This window comes from Halorientalis pallida (assembly GCF_049605515.1).
Classification (GTDB): domain Archaea; phylum Halobacteriota; class Halobacteria; order Halobacteriales; family Haloarculaceae; genus Halorientalis; species Halorientalis pallida_A.
Map to the genome: position 1 here is coordinate 2,319,607 of NZ_CP187158.1, position 15,282 is coordinate 2,334,888.

Sequence of the window (15,282 nt, forward strand, 5' to 3'; positions counted from 1 at the left end):
CCCACTCGGGCCGACCGCCCCGATCCGTCGGAGGTTTACACGGCCCCGTCGTACGCGCGGGCATGCTCACCGTCGTCTCCGACACGCACAGCCGCGATGACCACCGGCTGGACGGCCGAACCCTCGAAGCCGTCCGCGAGGCGGACGCCGTGGTCCACGCGGGCGACTTCATGACGGAACCGGTCCTGGACGCCTTCCAGGCCGAGGCCGACCGGCTGTACGGCGTCGTCGGCAACAACGACCGCCCCGCCGTCCAGGACCGCTTGCCCGACCGGCGCGTCGTCGACCACGAGGGACTCCGGCTGGTCGTCGTCCACGGCCACGAACACAGCGACACCGCCCTCTCGCTTTTGGGCCGACAGGAAGCCGCCGACCTCGTCGTCTTCGGCCACTCCCACCGGCCCGGCGTCCACGAGGGCGACGGCGTGACGCTGCTGAATCCCGGCAGTCACGCCCAGCCCCGGCGGTACCGACCGGCCCACGCGGAACTGGAGACCGACGGCGACGCGGTCGAGGGACGGCTGGTCGACCCGGACGGCACCGTCTTCGAGGAGTTCACGGTCTGAAAAGACGGGCGCGCCCGGGACGAGTCGGAGGGCTTCGGAGACGAGTCGGAGACGAGTCAGGTCTCGTGGGGAGGGCCGAAGCGAGCGGGCGCACCGCACACTACAGACCCTACTTAAAAGTAGCCAGCGGAAGCTCAAACGAGCGTTTTACCCATCCGCGAAAACCGGCCGCCAGCGGTCGGATTTGCCCCCGTCAGTCCGTGAGGTACCAGACGCCCGCGACGACGGCCAGCGCGGTCACACCGCCGAGGAAGAAGAGCAACCCCGGCGGGAGCGAGAGCGCGCCGGCCACGGCGTCGCCGGCCCCCGAGGCGGCCGTCTCGGTCGCCGTTCGCGCGGCCTCGGTGGCGGTGTCGAAGGTACCGCCGTCGGTGGCCTCGGGTCTGGCCGTCTCCGGCCGGGTGGCCACGGGTGCCTCGGTAGCGTTCTGACTGGTCACGTCGGCGGCCTCCATGCCACCACCGCCGCCGTCGGTCGAGCGATAGCTCTCCGCTCCGGGTGTCCCCGTCGCGGTCCCGGTGTCGTTGCCAGCGGGCGGTGCGGCACCCGACTCGGAGCCGGCGGAATCCCGGCTCCCCATCGGGTTCAGGAAGCCGCCGTCGCCGACGGCCGCCTGGATCGCGAGGCTGGCGATCCCGATGATCCCGAGACTGCCGAGAAAGCGCGACAGGGCGCTCCGGAGCGTGGACTTGTCGTCGTCGTCACCGCCAGCCATGATGACCAGCGGGCGGTCGGCGGGGGCGTAGACGTTCATCTCGCGGCCCTTCTCGGAGTAGATCGTGTCGATCACCTCGATGGCACCGGCGTCCTCCAGCTTGTTGAGGTGGTACTGGACGTTCTGGAGGGAGGTGTCGACGCGGTCGGCGAGGGCGGCGGGCGGGGCGGGGTCGTCGTGGAGTTCCGACAGGACCGAGCGGGCCGTCTCGGAGGTCAGTGCCGAGAGTACGTCGTCGGCGTCCTCTGAATCGACGCCGATGACGCGCGGCTCGGCCTCCTCGGCCGCGGACGTGTCGGGTTCGGAGGGCAACAGCGACATCGTTCGCCGGCTATGATAGCAATCGGCATCAACTTTGTTACGTCTCTCCGGCCCCCACCGGAGGAAAAGGGCTTTGCCGCCGCGTGAGCTACGTCGCGACATGGCCGATCTCGTACTCTGGGGGATGGTCGCCGTCATGCTGGGCTTCGTCTTCCTCGTGTACCTCTTTTTCCGCCGGACCGCCACGGCACTCAAAGAAGGGATGAACGAAGGGAAAGGGAAGCGGTAGCCACAGGACGCGACCACAACCACCCCTTTCGAAACCGATTACCGGCGACCGGCCTTCCACCGTGACATGGACCCACGCATCCGCGAACACGCGCAGGTACTCGCAGACGCCATCGACCTCGACACCGGCGACAACCTCGTGATCAAGGCCGAACCGGCCGCCGACGACCTGATCGTCGCTCTCTACGAACTCGCCGGCGACCGCGGTGCCCACCCCGTCACGCTCCGGACCAACCGGAGCGGCCGCGCCATCCGTGGCTACCTCCGCTCGGCCGACCAGGCCGGCGTCGAGTTCGAGACGCCCGGCCACGAGCAGGCCCTCGTGGAGGAAGCCGACTGTCACGTCGTCATCCGGGCCAACGAGAACGTCACCGAGATGGACGACGTGGACAGCGACACCACCGCCGAGTACCAGCAGGCCCACAGCCCCATCCTGAACGAGCGGCTCTCCGACCGCTGGACGCTCACCCAGCACCCCACGCCCGCCAACGCGCAACTCGCGGAGATGTCCACCGAAGCCTACGAGAACTTCGTCTACGACGCCATCCTGAAAGACTGGGACGAACAGGAGCAGTTCCAGTCGAACATGGTCGACATCCTCGAAGACGGCGCGGAAGTCCGCATCGTCTCGGGCGAGACGACCGACGTGACCATGTCCATCGCCGGCAACCACGCCCTCAACGACACGAACGTCCACAACATCCCCGGCGGCGAAGTGTTCACCGCGCCCGTCCCCGACTCCGTCGAGGGTGAGGTCCTGTTCGACAAACCGGTCTACCAGAACGGCCGGGAAGTCCTCGGGGCGCGACTCGTCTTCGAGGACGGCGAAGTCGTCGAGTACGACGCCGAGAAGAACGGCGAGGTGCTGGAGTCGATCCTCGAAACCGACCCCGGCGCGAAACGACTCGGCGAACTCGGCATCGGGATGAACCGCGACATCGACCAGTTCACCTACAACATGCTGTTCGACGAGAAGATGGGCGACACCGTCCACATGGCCGTCGGCCGAGCCTACGAGGAGACCGTCGGCGAGGACAACGAACAGAACCAGAGCGCCCAGCACGTGGACATGATCGTGGATATGAGCGAGGATTCGCGGATCGAAGTCGACGGCGAGGTGGTGCAGAAGGACGGCGTCTTCCGGTTCGAAGACGGCTTCGAAGGATAGGGACGGACGTGGGGCGAGAAACTAAGTCCGCAGAGGCGTATATCCGGATATATGGTCAAGACGATTCGCGTCTCCGAGGAGTACCACGAGTGGTTGCGCGGCCACAAGCGAGACGACGAGACGATGGAGGAGACGCTCCGGCGGATGACACGTGGGCCGAATCCCGAAGACGTAGCGGGCCTCCTCAGCGAGGACGAGGCCGAAGAAGCGAAGGAAGCGGTTTCCGATCTCCGGAGCCGTGATCGCAGTCGGTTCGACGCCGCCAGCGACGCCTTCGAGAGCGAGGACGAGGACTCGTGATTCTCGATTCGTCGTATCTGTTCGATCTGATGGCAGACGATCACGACGCGTTCGCCAAGGGGACGGAACTGGTCGAACGCGGCGAGATGCAGTGGTTGCCGACGCCGGTCGTCGCCGAGACGTACTACGGTATGGCGACGGCACGGAGCGATACGACCGAACAGGAAGTTCGGAATCGCCTGCTCGGCTATCCACGGATCGAAGTCGACGAGGAAGTCGCTCGCGTCGCCGGGAGACTACTCGCGGAGGCAGACGACCGGACGGGCGGGAACGCAAGCGTCGGATCGAACGACGCGTACATCGCGGCGATGGCCGAGATTCTCGACGACACGGTTCTCACGGACAACGTGGGCGACTTCGAGACGCTAAGCGTGTCGGTAGAGACATATTGAACCTCGTCTCGAACAGCCGAGTGCAGAAAACAGGTCGTCCTAGTCGCCGAACGGACCGCCACCGCCGCCCATGCCGCCCATGCCGCCGCCGGGGCCGCCGGGACCGCCGCCGCCCTGTTGCATCTGTTTCATCATCCGCTCCATGTCGGCGTCGCCCATGCCCTGGAACTGGTTGAGGGTCTTGGCCATCATCTTGTGCTGTTCGAGCAGTTCGCGCACGCGGTCCTCGCTGGTCCCCGACCCCTTGGCGATGCGTTTGATCTGGCTCTGGCCGATGGAGCGGGGGTGTTCGAGTTCGTCCTCGGTCATCGAGTCCATGATGACCTCGAAGGAGCGCATCCGATCCTTGGTCACGTCCATGGCGTTGTCGGGCAACTGGTCCATCAGCCCGCCGCCCATGCCGGGGATCATGTCCATCACCTGGTCGAGCGGGCCCATGTTGTCCATGGCCTTCATCTGGTGGCGCATGTCCCGGAGGGTGAACTCCCCTTCCATCAGGTCCTCGGGGTCCCAGTCCTCCTCGTCCTGGGTCTCCTCCATCGCGCGCTCGACGCGCTCCGTGAGCTGTTTGAGGTCGCCCATCCCGAGCAGGCGGGAGATGAACCCGGAGGGCTCGAACCGCTCGATGTCCTGGACCGTCTCGCCGGTCCCGAGGAAGGCGATGGACGAGCCGGTCTCGTTGACGGCGGCCAGCGCGCCGCCACCTTTCGCCGTCCCGTCGAGCTTGGTGATGGCGACGCCGTCGATGCCGATGGCCTCCTCGAACTCGCGGGCCTGGTCCTTGGCGGACTGGCCCATCGCGGCGTCGATCACGAGCAGGTTCCGGTCGGGGTTCACGGCGTCGTCGATGCGCTCGATCTGGTCGATGAGTTCCTGGTTCAGGCCGTCACGACCGGCGGTGTCGACGATGCGCACGTCGGCTTCCTGGGTCTCCTCCAGGCCGGCCTCCGCGATCTCGACGGGGTCCTCGGCGTCGGGGTCGCCGTAGAAGTCGACCTCGGCGTTGTCGGCCATCTGCTTGGCCTGGTCGTACGCGCCGGGGCGGTCGGTGTCGGTCTGGATGACCGCGGGACGGAGCCCCTTCTTCGAGAACCACCAGGCCATCTTGGCCGCGGTGGTGGTCTTCCCTGACCCGTAGAGACCGGCGAGCAGGATGGTCTGCTCTTCGAGGGGCAACTCGGTGGAGTCGCCGACCAGATCGACCATCTCCTCGTAGACGACCCGGAGCACCCAGTCGCGGGCGGAGGTGCTGCTGGGCGGTTCCTCTTCGAGCGCCCGCTGTTCGATGTTGTCCGACAGCTCCATCACCAGGCTCGTGTCCACGTCGGCCTGCAACAGCGAGCGCTGGATCTCCTTGACGACGTCGGCCACGTCGTCCTCGTCGATGCGGGATTTCCCCCGGAGGTCGTCCAGCGTCCCCCGAAGCGAACTCCCCAGATCATCGAGTACCATGGTTAGTTACCCGAGATACGCTAGCCAAGCGGTAAAGGCTTTTTCTGTCGGCGACCGACGGCGGCACAGGGTCGGGCGCCCGCGGGAGAGTCAAAGGGCCGTTTGAGCCACCGCCACGGCTTTTTTCGCCCCGCGACTCGGTGAGAGCATGAACCGCCGTGCGTTCGTCGGCGCGCTCGCCGTCGCCCTGCCGCTGACAGCCGGATGTGCCGGAGACACCGACCCGGACACCGACGCGCCCGCGGCCGATTCGCCGTCGGAGGGTCGGGCACCGACCGACACGACAGTCCGGTCGCCCACGGCAGCGTCGGACGTGGCTGTGACCTACCGATACGGGAGCGGGTACACGGGCTGGAACGAGGCCCTCTCGGTTGCCCCGGACGGTCGGCTCACCTACACGTACGACTGCGGGCGACTGCTGACCGACACCGGCGAGACCGACCGGCTCGAAGGGCGGTTGACCAGGGAGCAACTCGCCCGACTCGAACGGCTGGTCGCGGCGGCCGACCCGTCGTCGTGGGCGAGATACTACGACTGCGAGGGGCCGTGCCCGACCGACGTGCCGGTGACGAGGGTCACACTCACCGTCGACGGGACCCCGCACGAGACGGGGTTCGACCCGACGGCGGAGATCCCGGACCCCCTCGACGACCTGGTCGCGTTCCTCCAGGCACAGGCCGACGAGTTCGAGCAGCCGTGTCGCTAGCACGGGACGTATCGAGTGCCGGTCGTTCCGTGCCCGATTTCACGCTGGTGTGGCCGCAGTGGTCTACCGGTCCCATCACCGGACTCGTGACGTACTGGCGGACCCGCTCGGGCACGACGACCCCGGCCGCCGAGGAGGGCCGATCGAGGCACCGGCTGGGGTCGGAACACTGCCGGTTCGGGGCGTGGCGCTCGCTCAGTGGTCGCTCTCGTGGGGGTTCACGGTCGTCCCGTACTGGTCGGCGTGGTCGGTGTAGTCGATGAACCGCGGTGCGTCCGGGTCGAACGGGCGCTCCAGCGACTCGAAGGCCTTCTTCTTGTCCCAGGACTGGAGGCCGCCGATGGCCCCGCGGTCCTCCAGGTCGTGGTAGTCCAGGTCGGGTTCGGTCAGTTCCCAGGCCTCCATCCCACGCTCGGTCCGGACGATGACGCTGGAGTACTCGTCGCTCGACCCCACGGAACCGACGGTCAGGTCGGCGGCGTACCCGGTGAAGTCCGCACACTCGTCACAGCCCTTGAGGGCCGCGTCGTGGAACGCCTCGACGTCCTCGACCAGTAGCGCCGCGCCGTCGTGGTCGTAGACGCGCATCTCCCCGTCCAGCACGTCGAGTTTGCCTATGTCTTCCGGAGAGATACCGCGCTTTTCCGCCAGTTGCTCGCCGATGAGCCGGTGGTAGTTGAAGTTCTTCGTACACATCAGCGCGATAGTGTACTCGACGGCGCGGACACCGGCCTCCTGGCCCCCGTAGTCCCACCCGAAGTCCTGCAGGGCGCGTATCCCCTCGATCTCACAGGGTGTGCCCACGAGGGCGACGGACGCCTCGTCGAGCGGCACGTCGAGTTTGTGCGCCCACCGGTCGAGGTCGAGGTTCCCGAGTGCGAGGGTCTGGTTGTAGAAACTCCCGGCGTTCTCGACGCACTCCTCGGGTGTCGTCGCGAGGAACGACTCGGCCTTCCAGGGCTCGTCGTCGCTCTCCGTGGCGATCAGCGCGCCGTCTATCTCGTCGGCCGCCAGCAGGTGCGTCAGGATGGCGGTGACCACGCCGCCGTCCTGTGCGTCCGCACGCCAGTCGTCCGTGACCCGCGCGGAGAACTCCGTGATGGGGTCGCCCGCGCCTTTCACGTTGTCCTCGCCGCCGGTGATCTTCCACTGGCGCTCGTACCGGAGGCCACCCCGGGGACAGAAGTCCCAGCACAGCGAACACCCCGTACACATCTTGACGAGTTCGGGCAGGTCGTCCTCGCCGACGCCGATGGAGTCTGAGGGACAGGCCGCCACGCAGGTCCCGCACTGGATGCACCGGCCGTCCTGGATGACCGCCTCGTCCAGTTCCATGAACCACGTCTTCTCGTCTGGCGTCTCCACGTCGTTCATCTCCTCGCGGATGCCGTAGCCGGGCGTGTCCAGATCGACCCCTTCGGGCGGATTCACCCGCTGGTCCGGCGGGTCGCCGTCGTGTCCGTCCACGTCCTGACTGACGCCCTCGGCGGGGTCGGTGAACGTCACGTCCCCGAGGCTCCCGTCGGCGTCGACGTTGGCCGGCGTCGCGCCGCCGTCGGAACGTGGTCTCGACACGCCACACGCACACGCACCGGTCCCACAGCACTCGTCGGCGTCGCCACCGTCTCCGGGGACACCCGGGAGTGGACGGTCGCCTCCACTGTCGGTCGTATTCCTATCGCCCTCGAAGGAACCAGAACCGTCGTCTGCCGCGTCCTCGGCCAGTTCCGGCGCGGCGTCGGCGGGCGGGTCGGCGTCGTCAGTCATCGGCCGCACCCTCCTCGTGGGCGACGCCGCCGGCGACGTTGGCGTCGGCCCGTCGCATGATCTCGCGGAGGCGGTCGTCGGCTACCCGGCGCGTCCACTGGTAGAACCGCTCTCCCGCCCGGCGCTCGTCGACGTAGGCCGCGAACAGTTCCTCGATGGCCGGGATGACGGCGTCGGCAGGCACCGCCGTCTCGACCCAGTCGAGGAAGGCGTTGTCCGCGCCGAGGCTCCCGCCGAGGCCGAAGTCCATCCCCTCGACGATGTCGTCTTCGCCGGGGTCGGCACCGGCGTCCGTTCCCCCGACTTGGACGGTCTCGCCGCGGAACCCGATATCGGCGATCTGTGGCTGGGCACAGGAGGCCGAACAGCCCGACAGGTGCATCCGAACCACGTCGAGGTCCTCCGGCGTGTCCACCCGTTCGTCGAGTTCGCGCGCCCACCGCTTGATCCGTTGTTTCGTCTCGACGATGCCGTAGTTGCAGAACTCGCTCCCTGTGCAGCCGACCGCGCCCCGCGCGAACGGGCCGGGGTCGGGCTGGTAGTCTGCGGCGAACGGCTCCGCCAGAAGGTCCTCGACGGTCCCCGCTGGGACGTGCGTGACGAGGAAGTTCTGGTCGGTGGCGAGGCGGACGGTGGCGTCGTCGGTCCCGTACTCGCGGGCGGCGCGGGCGGCCCGGGCGAACTCGTCGCCGCCCATCCGCCCGCCGACGACGTTGAACCCGACGTACTGCAGGCCCGCTTCGCGCTGGTCGTGGACGCCGACGTGGTCGCCGCGGTACCCCTCCGTGAGGTCGGTACCACGCTCGGGAAGGTCGACGGTACAGCGGTCCCGGACGGCTTCCTCGAAGTTCTCCGCGCCCAGCTGCTCGACGAGGTAGCGCATCCGGCAGACGCCCCGGTTCGACCGGTCGCCCAGTTCCTTGAACGTCTGGGCGACGGCCCGGCAGAACTCCACGGCGTCGGCCGGGGGGACGAACACGTCCAGGTCCGAGGCCATCCGGGGGCCGTCCGAGAGCCCGCCCCCGACCCGGACGTGGAAGCCGTAGTGCGGGTCGCCGCCAATCTCCTTCCGCGCGGGCGTCAGTCCCACGTCGTTGATCTGGGACTGGGCGCAGTCGGCCCGACAGCCGGTGATGGTCATCTTGAACTTCCGGGGGAGGTTGGCGTACTCGCGGTTCTCGGTGAAAAAGTCGGAGACGGCCTCGACCACGGGCTGGGCGTCGAAACACTCGTGGTCGGCCAGGCCGGCCGCGGGACAGCCCAGCACGTTCCGGGCCGAGTCGCCACAGCCCTGGATCGTCGTCAGTCCGACCTCGCCGTACCGCTCCCAGATGTCGGGCACGTCCTCGAGTTCGATCCAGTGCATCTGGACGTCCTGCCGGGTCGTGATGTCGAGGAAGGCGTCACCCCACAGTTCGTTCTGGCTCTCGCCGCCGTACTCCTCGGGCGCGGTGGCGTACTCGTCGGCTACCTCACCGATCACTTCGGCCTGCTCGGGCGTCAGGTGCCCGCCGGGCACCTTCGTCCGGAGCATGAAGTAGCCGCGCTGTCGTCCGTGGGCGTACATGCCGGCCCACTTCAGCCGTTCCCACTCGCCGTCACCCGCTCGCGCCTCGATTTCGTCGAAGGTCAATCCGTCCTCGGCGTACTCGCGTACGTCCGCGACCACTTCCAGCGGGTGTTTCTCCTGTTTCCATCGTTCGACCGTGTTCATGGTGCCTCCGGGCGAACGCAGTCACGTTCCGACCGAACTCCAGCACCGACTCCCGTGCGTCCGCGTGTGGCTGTGACTCCCACGCACGGACGTAGGCCCTCGCCTTCCGGCCGCTGCTGCCAGTGCCGCACGAAACCGACAGCGCTTGCCGCTATGTGTGACGCGGTACCAGTCGACACACCCCCCGTCGTCGACCGGTCCACGGTCGCTCCGTGGCCGTCAGCCGAGACGTTCGTTACCGGTGACAGTCGCCGGACCCACCGCCGGGAGAAATCGCCCGAGAGGAGACGGAGCGCGTGGTCGGTCCGGCCGCCGTCCCCGCGTCAGCATTCCGGACACATTTGCTTCCACCGGTGGGCACTGGCGAGTGGGGCGGTTCGTGCGAGGCCTTTTGCGTGTGCCGTTCGTACTGCTGGTATGGCAGATTCGGGAGATTCGAGCGTTGCAGACGACGACCCGGTGGACGACGACGAGCGGCCCGACCACCTCGACGACCTCGAGGACGGGGTCGGCTGTACGGGCGTCTGGGAACGGCTCTCGGCCGACCGGGAGGAGTAGTCAGGCCGCGGCTTCGTCGGGACCCGGCTCCTCCTCGTCGTGGCCCAGCAGGCGGTCGACGATGACCTCGGGGTCGAACGGTTCGAGGTCGTCGTAGTCCTGCCCGGTCCCCAGAAAGAGGATGGGTTTGCCCGTGACCTGGGCGATGGAGATGGCCGCGCCGCCCTGCGGATCGGCGTCGGCCTTGGTGAGGACCGCGCCGTCGATGGCGGCGGCGTCGTCGAACTCCCGGGCGCGGTTGACGGCGTCTTGCCCGGCCACCGCCTCGTCAACGAAGATGGTCATGTCCGGCTCGATCACGCGGTCGATCTTCTCCAGCTGGTCCATCAGGTCGTTGCTGGTGTGGAGCCGACCGGCCGTGTCGCCCAGCACCACGTCAACGTCGTTGGCCTCGGCGTACTCGACGGCGTCGTAGATGACCGCCGCCGGGTCCGAACCCTGCTCGTGGGAGATCAGCCGCTCGTCCAGCGCGTCGGCGTGTTGCTGGAGCTGTTCGTTCGCGCCGGCCCGGTAGGTGTCGCCGTTGGCCAGCACCGTCGAGTAGCCCCGCTCGTCGAGCCACTGCGACAGCTTGGCGATGGTCGTCGTCTTCCCGACGCCGTTGACGCCCGTGAAGATGATCGAGACGGGCTTGTCGGCCTCGGCGATCCGCTGCTCGAAGTCGAACTGCCCGACGCTGATCACGTCGATCAGCGCGTCGCGCAGCGCTTCCTCGACCACCAGTCCCGTGGTCTTGACCTTCGAGCGCGTCTCGCCGATCAGGTTCTCGCGGATGCCCCGCAGGATCTCCTGGGCGACGCTCATCTCCACGTCCGAGGAGAGCAGGGCCAGCTCCAGTTCCTCCAGCGGGCCTTCGAGGTCATCTTCCTCGATGACCTCTTTGCCCGTGGCTGCGAGTTTCGCCCGCTCCATCAACCCGCGGTCGCTGCCGCCGTCGTCCGCGTCGGCCTCGGGTTCGGGTTCCGTCTCGGGTTCCCCCTCGACCGGTTCTTCCCGCTCGGCCGGCTGGTCGGCGTCCGCCGGTTCAGTCTCGGCGTCGGCGTCCGCGGCCTCCTCGGCCGGTTCGGCCTCCTCCTCGACGTTCTCTTTGAAGCTGTTGAGCTTGTCTTTCAGTCCGTCGAACATGGCCCCTTACTCGTCGTCGCCTTCCTGCTGTTGCATCTGGGCCATCTGCTGTTGCATCTGCTGTTGTTGCATCTGCTGGGCCTTCTCCTCGAGTTCGTCGCTCTCGGCCTCGACCTCGCTGATCTCCTCGCGGATGTCCTCGATCCGGTCGTCGAGGGTGTCTTTCTTGTTCTCCAGGGTGTCGACGGCGTCGTTCTGGTCGCGCTCGGCCGCGTACCCGCCGCCAAGCGAGACGATGATCTCGTCGATGTCCTGGATCTCGGCGCGGACGTACGCGTCGCCGCCGAGGGGCACCTGCACCGTCTCGCCCGTGTCCAGCGTTTGAATAGCCTCGATGGCCTCGTCGATCTCGCTCTGTTCGGCCTGCAGGTCCTCGATCTCGGCTTCGAGGGCTTCCTTCTCCTCTTCGAGTGCCTGGATCTCCTCGGCGAGCTGCTGGAGCTGGCCGCCGCCACCGCCGCCACCGAGGCTCATTGGGCCACCTCACTGACTTCGACCTGTGTGCGCTTCAGGCCGTGCTTGGAGCCGAACTCGGCGTAGGTGTGTTCGACCGCGACGTCCTCGTTTTCGGCCTCGATCGTCTTCTCGAAGCTCTCCCACCCATCTCGGGCCTGCCATCGACCACTCACGGTAAACTCGGTCATGTTCGGGACGTGCGGGACCGACGGGGAAGAATGTACCGACCTCTCCTCTCCGTTACTCCTCGGTCGTGTCGATGCCCAGTGCCGCGTTCAGGCCACAGAAACAGGTCGTGGCGTTGAATCCAAAGGCGAGCGCGCCGATACCCGCGAGCAGTCCAGCCGTCCGGTTCCCCTTCCGCAACGTGGCGACGGCGACGACCGTCAGGACGACCGCCAGCACTGCGCGGCCCGTCCGGTCGATGCCGCCGACGTTCGTGTCGACCATACCGGTCGATGGGTCGCCGGGGACTTAATTTCAGTCACTCGGGCACGAGTACAGCCCGCCGGTCCACGTCGCCGTCCGCCAGCCGGTCGTAGGTCGCGGCCAGATCCGCGAAGCCGACGGGTTCGACGCCCACGTCCAGTCGGCCGGCCTCGGCCAGGTCCAGCACGTCCCGGAGCTGGTCGATACTGCCCCAGAACACGTTCGTACAGACGAGTTCGCTGCCCACGAGGGGGTTGAAAGATAGCTCGAAGGAGCCGCCGCCGATGCCGACGATGTAGAGCCGGCCCTGCGTGCCGAGCGCGTTCCCGCAGGCCTGCAGGGTCTCGTCTTTGCCGACGAAGTCGATGGCGGCGTCGGCCCCGTCGTCGGTGACCCGGCGGACGGCGCTCTGGATGGACTCCTCGGTCACGTCGATGGTCACGTCCGCGCCCAACTCCTCGGCGAGCGCGAGTTTCGCGGCGTCCTGGTCGGCGGCGACGACCTGCGCGCCGGTCATGGCGGCGAACTGGACGCCGAACTGGCCGAGGCCGCCGATCCCCACGATCAGGAGGGTGTCGGTCGGCGAGAGGTGTTCGCGGGCGCGCTGGACCGCGCGGTAGGGCGTGAGCGCGGCGTCGGTCAGCGGCGCGGCCTCGACCGGGTCGATCTCGGTCGGGAGGACGTACTTGGCGTCGGGGACGACCACGAAGTCCGCGAGCGCGCCGTCCTGGCCGATGCCGGCCCACTCCAGCACGTTACAGAGCTGGTCGTCCCCGCGAGTGCAGACCTCGCAGTGACCACAGCCCCAGCCGCCGAAGACGACGGCGCTCGTGCCGGGGTCGAGGTGGTCGACGCCGGGGCCGGTCGCGGCGACCTCGCCGGCGGCCTCGTGGCCCAGCGTCCGCGGCGTCGGGATCGGCAGGTCGCCGTGCATCAGGTGGAGATCGGAGTGACAGAGCCCGCAGGCGGACACGTCGATCAGCACCTCGCCGGGTCCCGGTTCCGGCCGGGGGACTTCCTCGACGACCAGCCCCTCGTCGGGACCGTGGAAGCGTGCGGCGCGCACGGTCAGCGGCCCTCCCCAGCAGTCGTCGACCGATGCTCGATTCGTTCCCCTGCTACCCGTCGTATCATGCTATCGGACGGGAACGGCTCCGGTCCGGTAAAGGAACCCCCTCGTGAGGCGGGCAGTATAAGAGTGGGCGCGGCGCGGCCCGGAATGCGCGACTCAGGCCCCGTCGTCGCGGCGCTGTTCCTCGTGGGCGCGCTCCCGGGCGCGCTCGCTGTCGTTGTAGCCGTCGACGACCTGCTGGAGCGACCCCGTCTCGACGGACAGGGCGGGCGCGGTCAACGGCGAGACGCTGACCTCGCCCTCCACGAGGGCGCGGCGGTCCGAGCCCTCGGGATAGCGCTCCCGGAGGTCCTCGTCGGCGGGGAACGGACTCTCCCAGCCGACCGTGTTGGGCCAGACGACGTCCCGGATGGCGATGTCGCCCTCCCGTGGTTTCCCGAGGTCGACCTCGTCGCGGTCGGTGGCCTCGTGTTCCACGTCGACCGCGTAGTCGTGGTGGGGTTCGGTGAGCCGCATCGCGGACTCGGGCACGTCGACGGGGGCGTTGACGTTCAACACGTCGGCCTCGTCGAACACCGGGGCGCTCTGGCTCCGGACGAGCAGTTCCCGGGCCACCTTCGCGGGGCGGCCGAAGTCATACTCCTCGGGCGGGTGGACGAAGAAGTCCTGGGCGTGGTACGCGGAGATGGCGATGCCCGGGATGTCGAGGAAGGCGGCTTCGATGCAGGCACCCACGGTACCGGAACGGCCGACGACGTAGTTGCCGGCGTTGGGGCCGTGGTTACAGCCGGCGACGACGAAATCGAAGTCGGCGTCGAGGCCGCCGACGCCGTAGGCCACGCAGTCGGCGGGCGTCCCGTCGATGGCGTAGCCCCAGGGGTGGTCCTCGCGGGTGGTGCGGTGGGTCCGGGTCCGCCCCGTCCCGCTCTGGTTGTCCGTCGGTGCGACGACGGTCACCTCGGCGACCCCCGTCAGCTCCTCGTAGAGGGCCGCCAGCCCGGGGGCGTCGATGCCGTCGTCGTTCGTCAACAGCACGTGGGGGGCAGTCACGGTCGGTGGTTGGGGCCCCGACGCGTCAGTCTTTCGGGCCTGTCGTGACCCCTGCCCACACGCACCACGGCGGTCGGTCGGGCTACCGGGGTTTTTATCTCGGGGGTTCGTTGGCCCGCCAATGACCGTCCGCGAGGTCGCCGCCGAGGCCTACCGCGAGGCGCTCCCGGTGCTGGCCGTGAGCGCGGTTGGTGGCCTGTTCGCCGGCGTCGTCCTCGGCGGGATGGAGGCGGAACTGCAGGCGGTCCCCGGGCTCCTGATGCTCGTCCCCGCCCTGCTGGCGACCCGCGGGAACGTCTACGGCTCGCTGGGCGCGCGGCTCGCCTCCGCGCTCCACCAGGGGCTGATCGAGCCGACGCTGAATCTGGACGACGAGCGGTTGCGGGGTGCGGTCGCGGCGGCGCTGGCCAACGGCATCCTCGTCAGTTGCTTCGCGGCCGTGCTGGCGTTCGTCGTCCTCGCGGTGCTGGGGCGGCGGGTCGCACCCGTCACCACGCTCCTCGGCATCGCCGGCATCGCCGGGCTGATCTCCGGGCTCCTGCTGACGGCGGCGGTCGTCGGCGTCGTCTTCCTCGGGTATCGCCGCGGCTACAACCCCGACACGCTGGCTGGGCCGGTGGTCACGACCACCGGCGACGTGGTCGGCGTCGCCACGCTCTTGCTCGCCACGCGAATCGTCCTCGGGCTGGGTGGCCTCTGATGGAGACGCGCTGGTCCCCCCGGGCGATCATGCGCACGATGCTGCCCATCCTGCTGGTGCTGACGGGCATCGAACTCGCCAGCGGCTTCGTCCTCGATACCTTCGAGGGCACGCTCCTCAGGTACCCCTCCCTGCTGGTGCTGGTGCCCGTCACCATCGGGATGGCGGGTAACCTGGGGAGCATCCTCGCCGCGCGGCTCTCGACGGTGGTCCACCTCGGGCTGCTCTCCTTCGAGCCCGACGACGAGTACCTGCTGGGCAACGCCGTCGCGACGTTCGGGCTGGCGCTGACGCTGTTCCCGCTGGTCGGGGCCGGCGCGTGGGTCTGCCAGACGCTCGTGAGTGGGTCCCGACTGGGCGTCGGGACCGTCGTGCTGGTGGCGTTCGGGAGCGGTGCGGTGCTGGCGGTGCTGGCGGTTTTCGTGACGCTGGTGACGACCTACGCCGCCTACCGGTTCGGGCTGGACCCCGACGACGTGGTGATTCCCGTCGTCACGAACGTCTGTGACGTGCTGGGCGTGGTGGTCCTCTTTCTGGTGGTCCGGCTGGTGGTCTGACGCTGG

The 15,282-nt window shown here is 68.4% G+C and carries 19 protein-coding genes; 9 read left to right on the forward strand and 10 right to left on the reverse strand.

Features of this window, described 5'->3' with window-relative positions; all coding sequences use genetic code 11:
- Window positions 1-62: 62 nt before the first annotated feature.
- Entirely contained in the window at window positions 63-566 is a 504-nt protein-coding gene (locus tag ACOZ4N_RS13465) for a metallophosphoesterase (RefSeq protein WP_424016882.1), read from the forward strand.
- 193 nt (window positions 567-759) lie between these two features.
- Here ACOZ4N_RS13465 and ACOZ4N_RS13470 read toward each other — a convergent pair whose 3' ends face one another.
- Window positions 760-1,602 carry an ArsR/SmtB family transcription factor gene (locus ACOZ4N_RS13470; RefSeq protein WP_424016883.1) on the reverse strand — a complete coding sequence of 281 codons (843 nt, stop codon included), beginning with the start codon at window positions 1,600-1,602 and terminating at the stop codon, window positions 760-762.
- Between the two features lie 100 nt (window positions 1,603-1,702).
- Here ACOZ4N_RS13470 and ACOZ4N_RS13475 point away from each other — a divergent pair, with 100 nt between their 5' ends.
- The 4 genes from ACOZ4N_RS13475 (at window position 1,703) to ACOZ4N_RS13490 (ending at window position 3,690) form a co-directional block, all read left to right on the forward strand.
- Window positions 1,703-1,831 (forward strand): hypothetical protein, encoded by a 129-nt coding sequence (locus ACOZ4N_RS13475; protein WP_281187032.1) that lies wholly within the window; start codon window positions 1,703-1,705, stop codon window positions 1,829-1,831.
- Between the two features lie 66 nt (window positions 1,832-1,897).
- Window positions 1,898-2,998, forward strand: coding sequence for an aminopeptidase (locus ACOZ4N_RS13480; protein WP_424016884.1), 1,101 nt, complete (start codon window positions 1,898-1,900; stop codon window positions 2,996-2,998).
- Window positions 2,999-3,049: 51 nt separating this feature from the next.
- Complete coding sequence (locus ACOZ4N_RS13485; protein ID WP_424016885.1) at window positions 3,050-3,298, forward strand: hypothetical protein; 249 nt, start codon at window positions 3,050-3,052, stop codon at window positions 3,296-3,298.
- Window positions 3,299-3,327: 29 nt separating this feature from the next.
- The gene (locus ACOZ4N_RS13490; protein WP_424016886.1) at window positions 3,328-3,690 is read left to right on the forward strand and encodes a type II toxin-antitoxin system VapC family toxin; all 363 of its coding nucleotides are present in this window, start codon (window positions 3,328-3,330) and stop codon (window positions 3,688-3,690) included.
- A 39-nt stretch (window positions 3,691-3,729) separates the two neighbouring features.
- On the opposite strand, the gene ACOZ4N_RS13495 is transcribed toward ACOZ4N_RS13490, so the two are convergent.
- Window positions 3,730-5,142 carry a signal recognition particle protein Srp54 gene (locus ACOZ4N_RS13495; RefSeq protein WP_424016887.1) on the reverse strand — a complete coding sequence of 471 codons (1,413 nt, stop codon included), beginning with the start codon at window positions 5,140-5,142 and terminating at the stop codon, window positions 3,730-3,732.
- Between the two features lie 148 nt (window positions 5,143-5,290).
- On the opposite strand from ACOZ4N_RS13495, the gene ACOZ4N_RS13500 reads away from it, so the two are divergent.
- A complete protein-coding gene (locus ACOZ4N_RS13500; RefSeq protein WP_424016888.1) occupies window positions 5,291-5,848 on the forward strand; it encodes a hypothetical protein in 558 nt (185 codons plus the stop codon).
- A 195-nt stretch (window positions 5,849-6,043) separates the two neighbouring features.
- Here the strand turns inward: ACOZ4N_RS13500 and ACOZ4N_RS13505 are convergent, their stop codons facing one another.
- The gene (locus tag ACOZ4N_RS13505) at window positions 6,044-7,615 is read right to left on the reverse strand and encodes a Coenzyme F420 hydrogenase/dehydrogenase, beta subunit C-terminal domain (protein WP_424016889.1); all 1,572 of its coding nucleotides are present in this window, start codon (window positions 7,613-7,615) and stop codon (window positions 6,044-6,046) included.
- Window positions 7,608-9,329, reverse strand: coding sequence for a nitrite/sulfite reductase (locus ACOZ4N_RS13510; RefSeq protein ID WP_424016890.1), 1,722 nt, complete (start codon window positions 9,327-9,329; stop codon window positions 7,608-7,610). The genes ACOZ4N_RS13505 and ACOZ4N_RS13510 overlap by 8 nt, the downstream gene beginning before the upstream one ends.
- 417 nt (window positions 9,330-9,746) lie before the next feature.
- Between ACOZ4N_RS13510 and ACOZ4N_RS13515 the strand changes: the two genes are divergently transcribed.
- On the forward strand, window positions 9,747-9,887 hold the full coding sequence (locus ACOZ4N_RS13515) for a hypothetical protein (protein ID WP_424016891.1): 141 nt from the start codon (window positions 9,747-9,749) through the stop codon (window positions 9,885-9,887).
- Here ACOZ4N_RS13515 and ftsY read toward each other — a convergent pair whose 3' ends face one another.
- From ftsY to surE, 6 genes are all read right to left on the reverse strand, one after another.
- The gene (ftsY, locus tag ACOZ4N_RS13520; RefSeq protein ID WP_424016892.1) at window positions 9,888-11,012 is read right to left on the reverse strand and encodes a signal recognition particle-docking protein FtsY; all 1,125 of its coding nucleotides are present in this window, start codon (window positions 11,010-11,012) and stop codon (window positions 9,888-9,890) included.
- A 6-nt stretch (window positions 11,013-11,018) separates the two neighbouring features.
- Window positions 11,019-11,486, reverse strand: a complete 468-nt coding sequence (pfdA, locus tag ACOZ4N_RS13525) for a prefoldin subunit alpha (RefSeq protein WP_424016893.1) — start codon at window positions 11,484-11,486, stop codon at window positions 11,019-11,021.
- Window positions 11,483-11,656, reverse strand: coding sequence for a 50S ribosomal protein L18Ae (gene rpl18a, locus ACOZ4N_RS13530; RefSeq protein WP_424016894.1), 174 nt, complete (start codon window positions 11,654-11,656; stop codon window positions 11,483-11,485). Before rpl18a ends, pfdA begins: the two co-directional genes overlap by 4 nt.
- A 52-nt stretch (window positions 11,657-11,708) precedes the next feature.
- On the reverse strand, window positions 11,709-11,918 hold the full coding sequence (locus tag ACOZ4N_RS13535; RefSeq protein WP_424016895.1) for a YgaP-like transmembrane domain: 210 nt from the start codon (window positions 11,916-11,918) through the stop codon (window positions 11,709-11,711).
- Window positions 11,919-11,952: 34 nt separating this feature from the next.
- Window positions 11,953-12,963 (reverse strand): NAD(P)-dependent alcohol dehydrogenase, encoded by a 1,011-nt coding sequence (locus ACOZ4N_RS13540; RefSeq protein ID WP_424016896.1) that lies wholly within the window; start codon window positions 12,961-12,963, stop codon window positions 11,953-11,955.
- A gap of 162 nt (window positions 12,964-13,125) precedes the next feature.
- Window positions 13,126-14,019, reverse strand: a complete 894-nt coding sequence (gene surE / locus ACOZ4N_RS13545; protein ID WP_424016897.1) for a 5'/3'-nucleotidase SurE — start codon at window positions 14,017-14,019, stop codon at window positions 13,126-13,128.
- Window positions 14,020-14,140: 121 nt separating this feature from the next.
- Here surE and ACOZ4N_RS13550 point away from each other — a divergent pair, with 121 nt between their 5' ends.
- Together ACOZ4N_RS13550 and ACOZ4N_RS13555 are read left to right on the forward strand one after the other, a co-directional pair.
- On the forward strand, window positions 14,141-14,719 hold the full coding sequence (locus ACOZ4N_RS13550) for a magnesium transporter (RefSeq protein WP_424016898.1): 579 nt from the start codon (window positions 14,141-14,143) through the stop codon (window positions 14,717-14,719).
- On the forward strand, window positions 14,719-15,276 hold the full coding sequence (locus ACOZ4N_RS13555; protein WP_424016899.1) for a magnesium transporter: 558 nt from the start codon (window positions 14,719-14,721) through the stop codon (window positions 15,274-15,276). The genes ACOZ4N_RS13550 and ACOZ4N_RS13555 overlap by 1 nt, the downstream gene beginning before the upstream one ends.
- Window positions 15,277-15,282 lie beyond the last annotated feature (6 nt).

Excerpts from the sequence above, each read along its gene's own strand:
- ACOZ4N_RS13465 (WP_424016882.1), top strand. The coding sequence starts at position 63 with ATGCTCACCGTCGTCTCCGACACGCACAGCCGCGATGACCACCGGCTG.
- ACOZ4N_RS13470 (WP_424016883.1), bottom strand. The coding sequence starts at position 1,602 with ATGTCGCTGTTGCCCTCCGAACCCGACACGTCCGCGGCCGAGGAGGCC.
- ACOZ4N_RS13475 (WP_281187032.1), top strand. The coding sequence starts at position 1,703 with ATGGCCGATCTCGTACTCTGGGGGATGGTCGCCGTCATGCTGGGCTTC.
- ACOZ4N_RS13480 (WP_424016884.1), top strand. The coding sequence starts at position 1,898 with ATGGACCCACGCATCCGCGAACACGCGCAGGTACTCGCAGACGCCATC.
- ACOZ4N_RS13485 (WP_424016885.1), top strand. The coding sequence starts at position 3,050 with ATGGTCAAGACGATTCGCGTCTCCGAGGAGTACCACGAGTGGTTGCGC.
- ACOZ4N_RS13490 (WP_424016886.1), top strand. The coding sequence starts at position 3,328 with ATGGCAGACGATCACGACGCGTTCGCCAAGGGGACGGAACTGGTCGAA.
- ACOZ4N_RS13495 (WP_424016887.1), bottom strand. The coding sequence starts at position 5,142 with ATGGTACTCGATGATCTGGGGAGTTCGCTTCGGGGGACGCTGGACGAC.
- ACOZ4N_RS13500 (WP_424016888.1), top strand. The coding sequence starts at position 5,291 with ATGAACCGCCGTGCGTTCGTCGGCGCGCTCGCCGTCGCCCTGCCGCTG.
- ACOZ4N_RS13505 (WP_424016889.1), bottom strand. The coding sequence starts at position 7,615 with ATGACTGACGACGCCGACCCGCCCGCCGACGCCGCGCCGGAACTGGCC.
- ACOZ4N_RS13510 (WP_424016890.1), bottom strand. The coding sequence starts at position 9,329 with ATGAACACGGTCGAACGATGGAAACAGGAGAAACACCCGCTGGAAGTG.
- ACOZ4N_RS13515 (WP_424016891.1), top strand. The coding sequence starts at position 9,747 with ATGGCAGATTCGGGAGATTCGAGCGTTGCAGACGACGACCCGGTGGAC.
- ftsY (WP_424016892.1), bottom strand. The coding sequence starts at position 11,012 with ATGTTCGACGGACTGAAAGACAAGCTCAACAGCTTCAAAGAGAACGTC.
- pfdA (WP_424016893.1), bottom strand. The coding sequence starts at position 11,486 with ATGAGCCTCGGTGGCGGCGGTGGCGGCGGCCAGCTCCAGCAGCTCGCC.
- rpl18a (WP_424016894.1), bottom strand. The coding sequence starts at position 11,656 with ATGACCGAGTTTACCGTGAGTGGTCGATGGCAGGCCCGAGATGGGTGG.
- ACOZ4N_RS13535 (WP_424016895.1), bottom strand. The coding sequence starts at position 11,918 with ATGGTCGACACGAACGTCGGCGGCATCGACCGGACGGGCCGCGCAGTG.
- ACOZ4N_RS13550 (WP_424016898.1), top strand. The coding sequence starts at position 14,141 with ATGACCGTCCGCGAGGTCGCCGCCGAGGCCTACCGCGAGGCGCTCCCG.
- ACOZ4N_RS13555 (WP_424016899.1), top strand. The coding sequence starts at position 14,719 with ATGGAGACGCGCTGGTCCCCCCGGGCGATCATGCGCACGATGCTGCCC.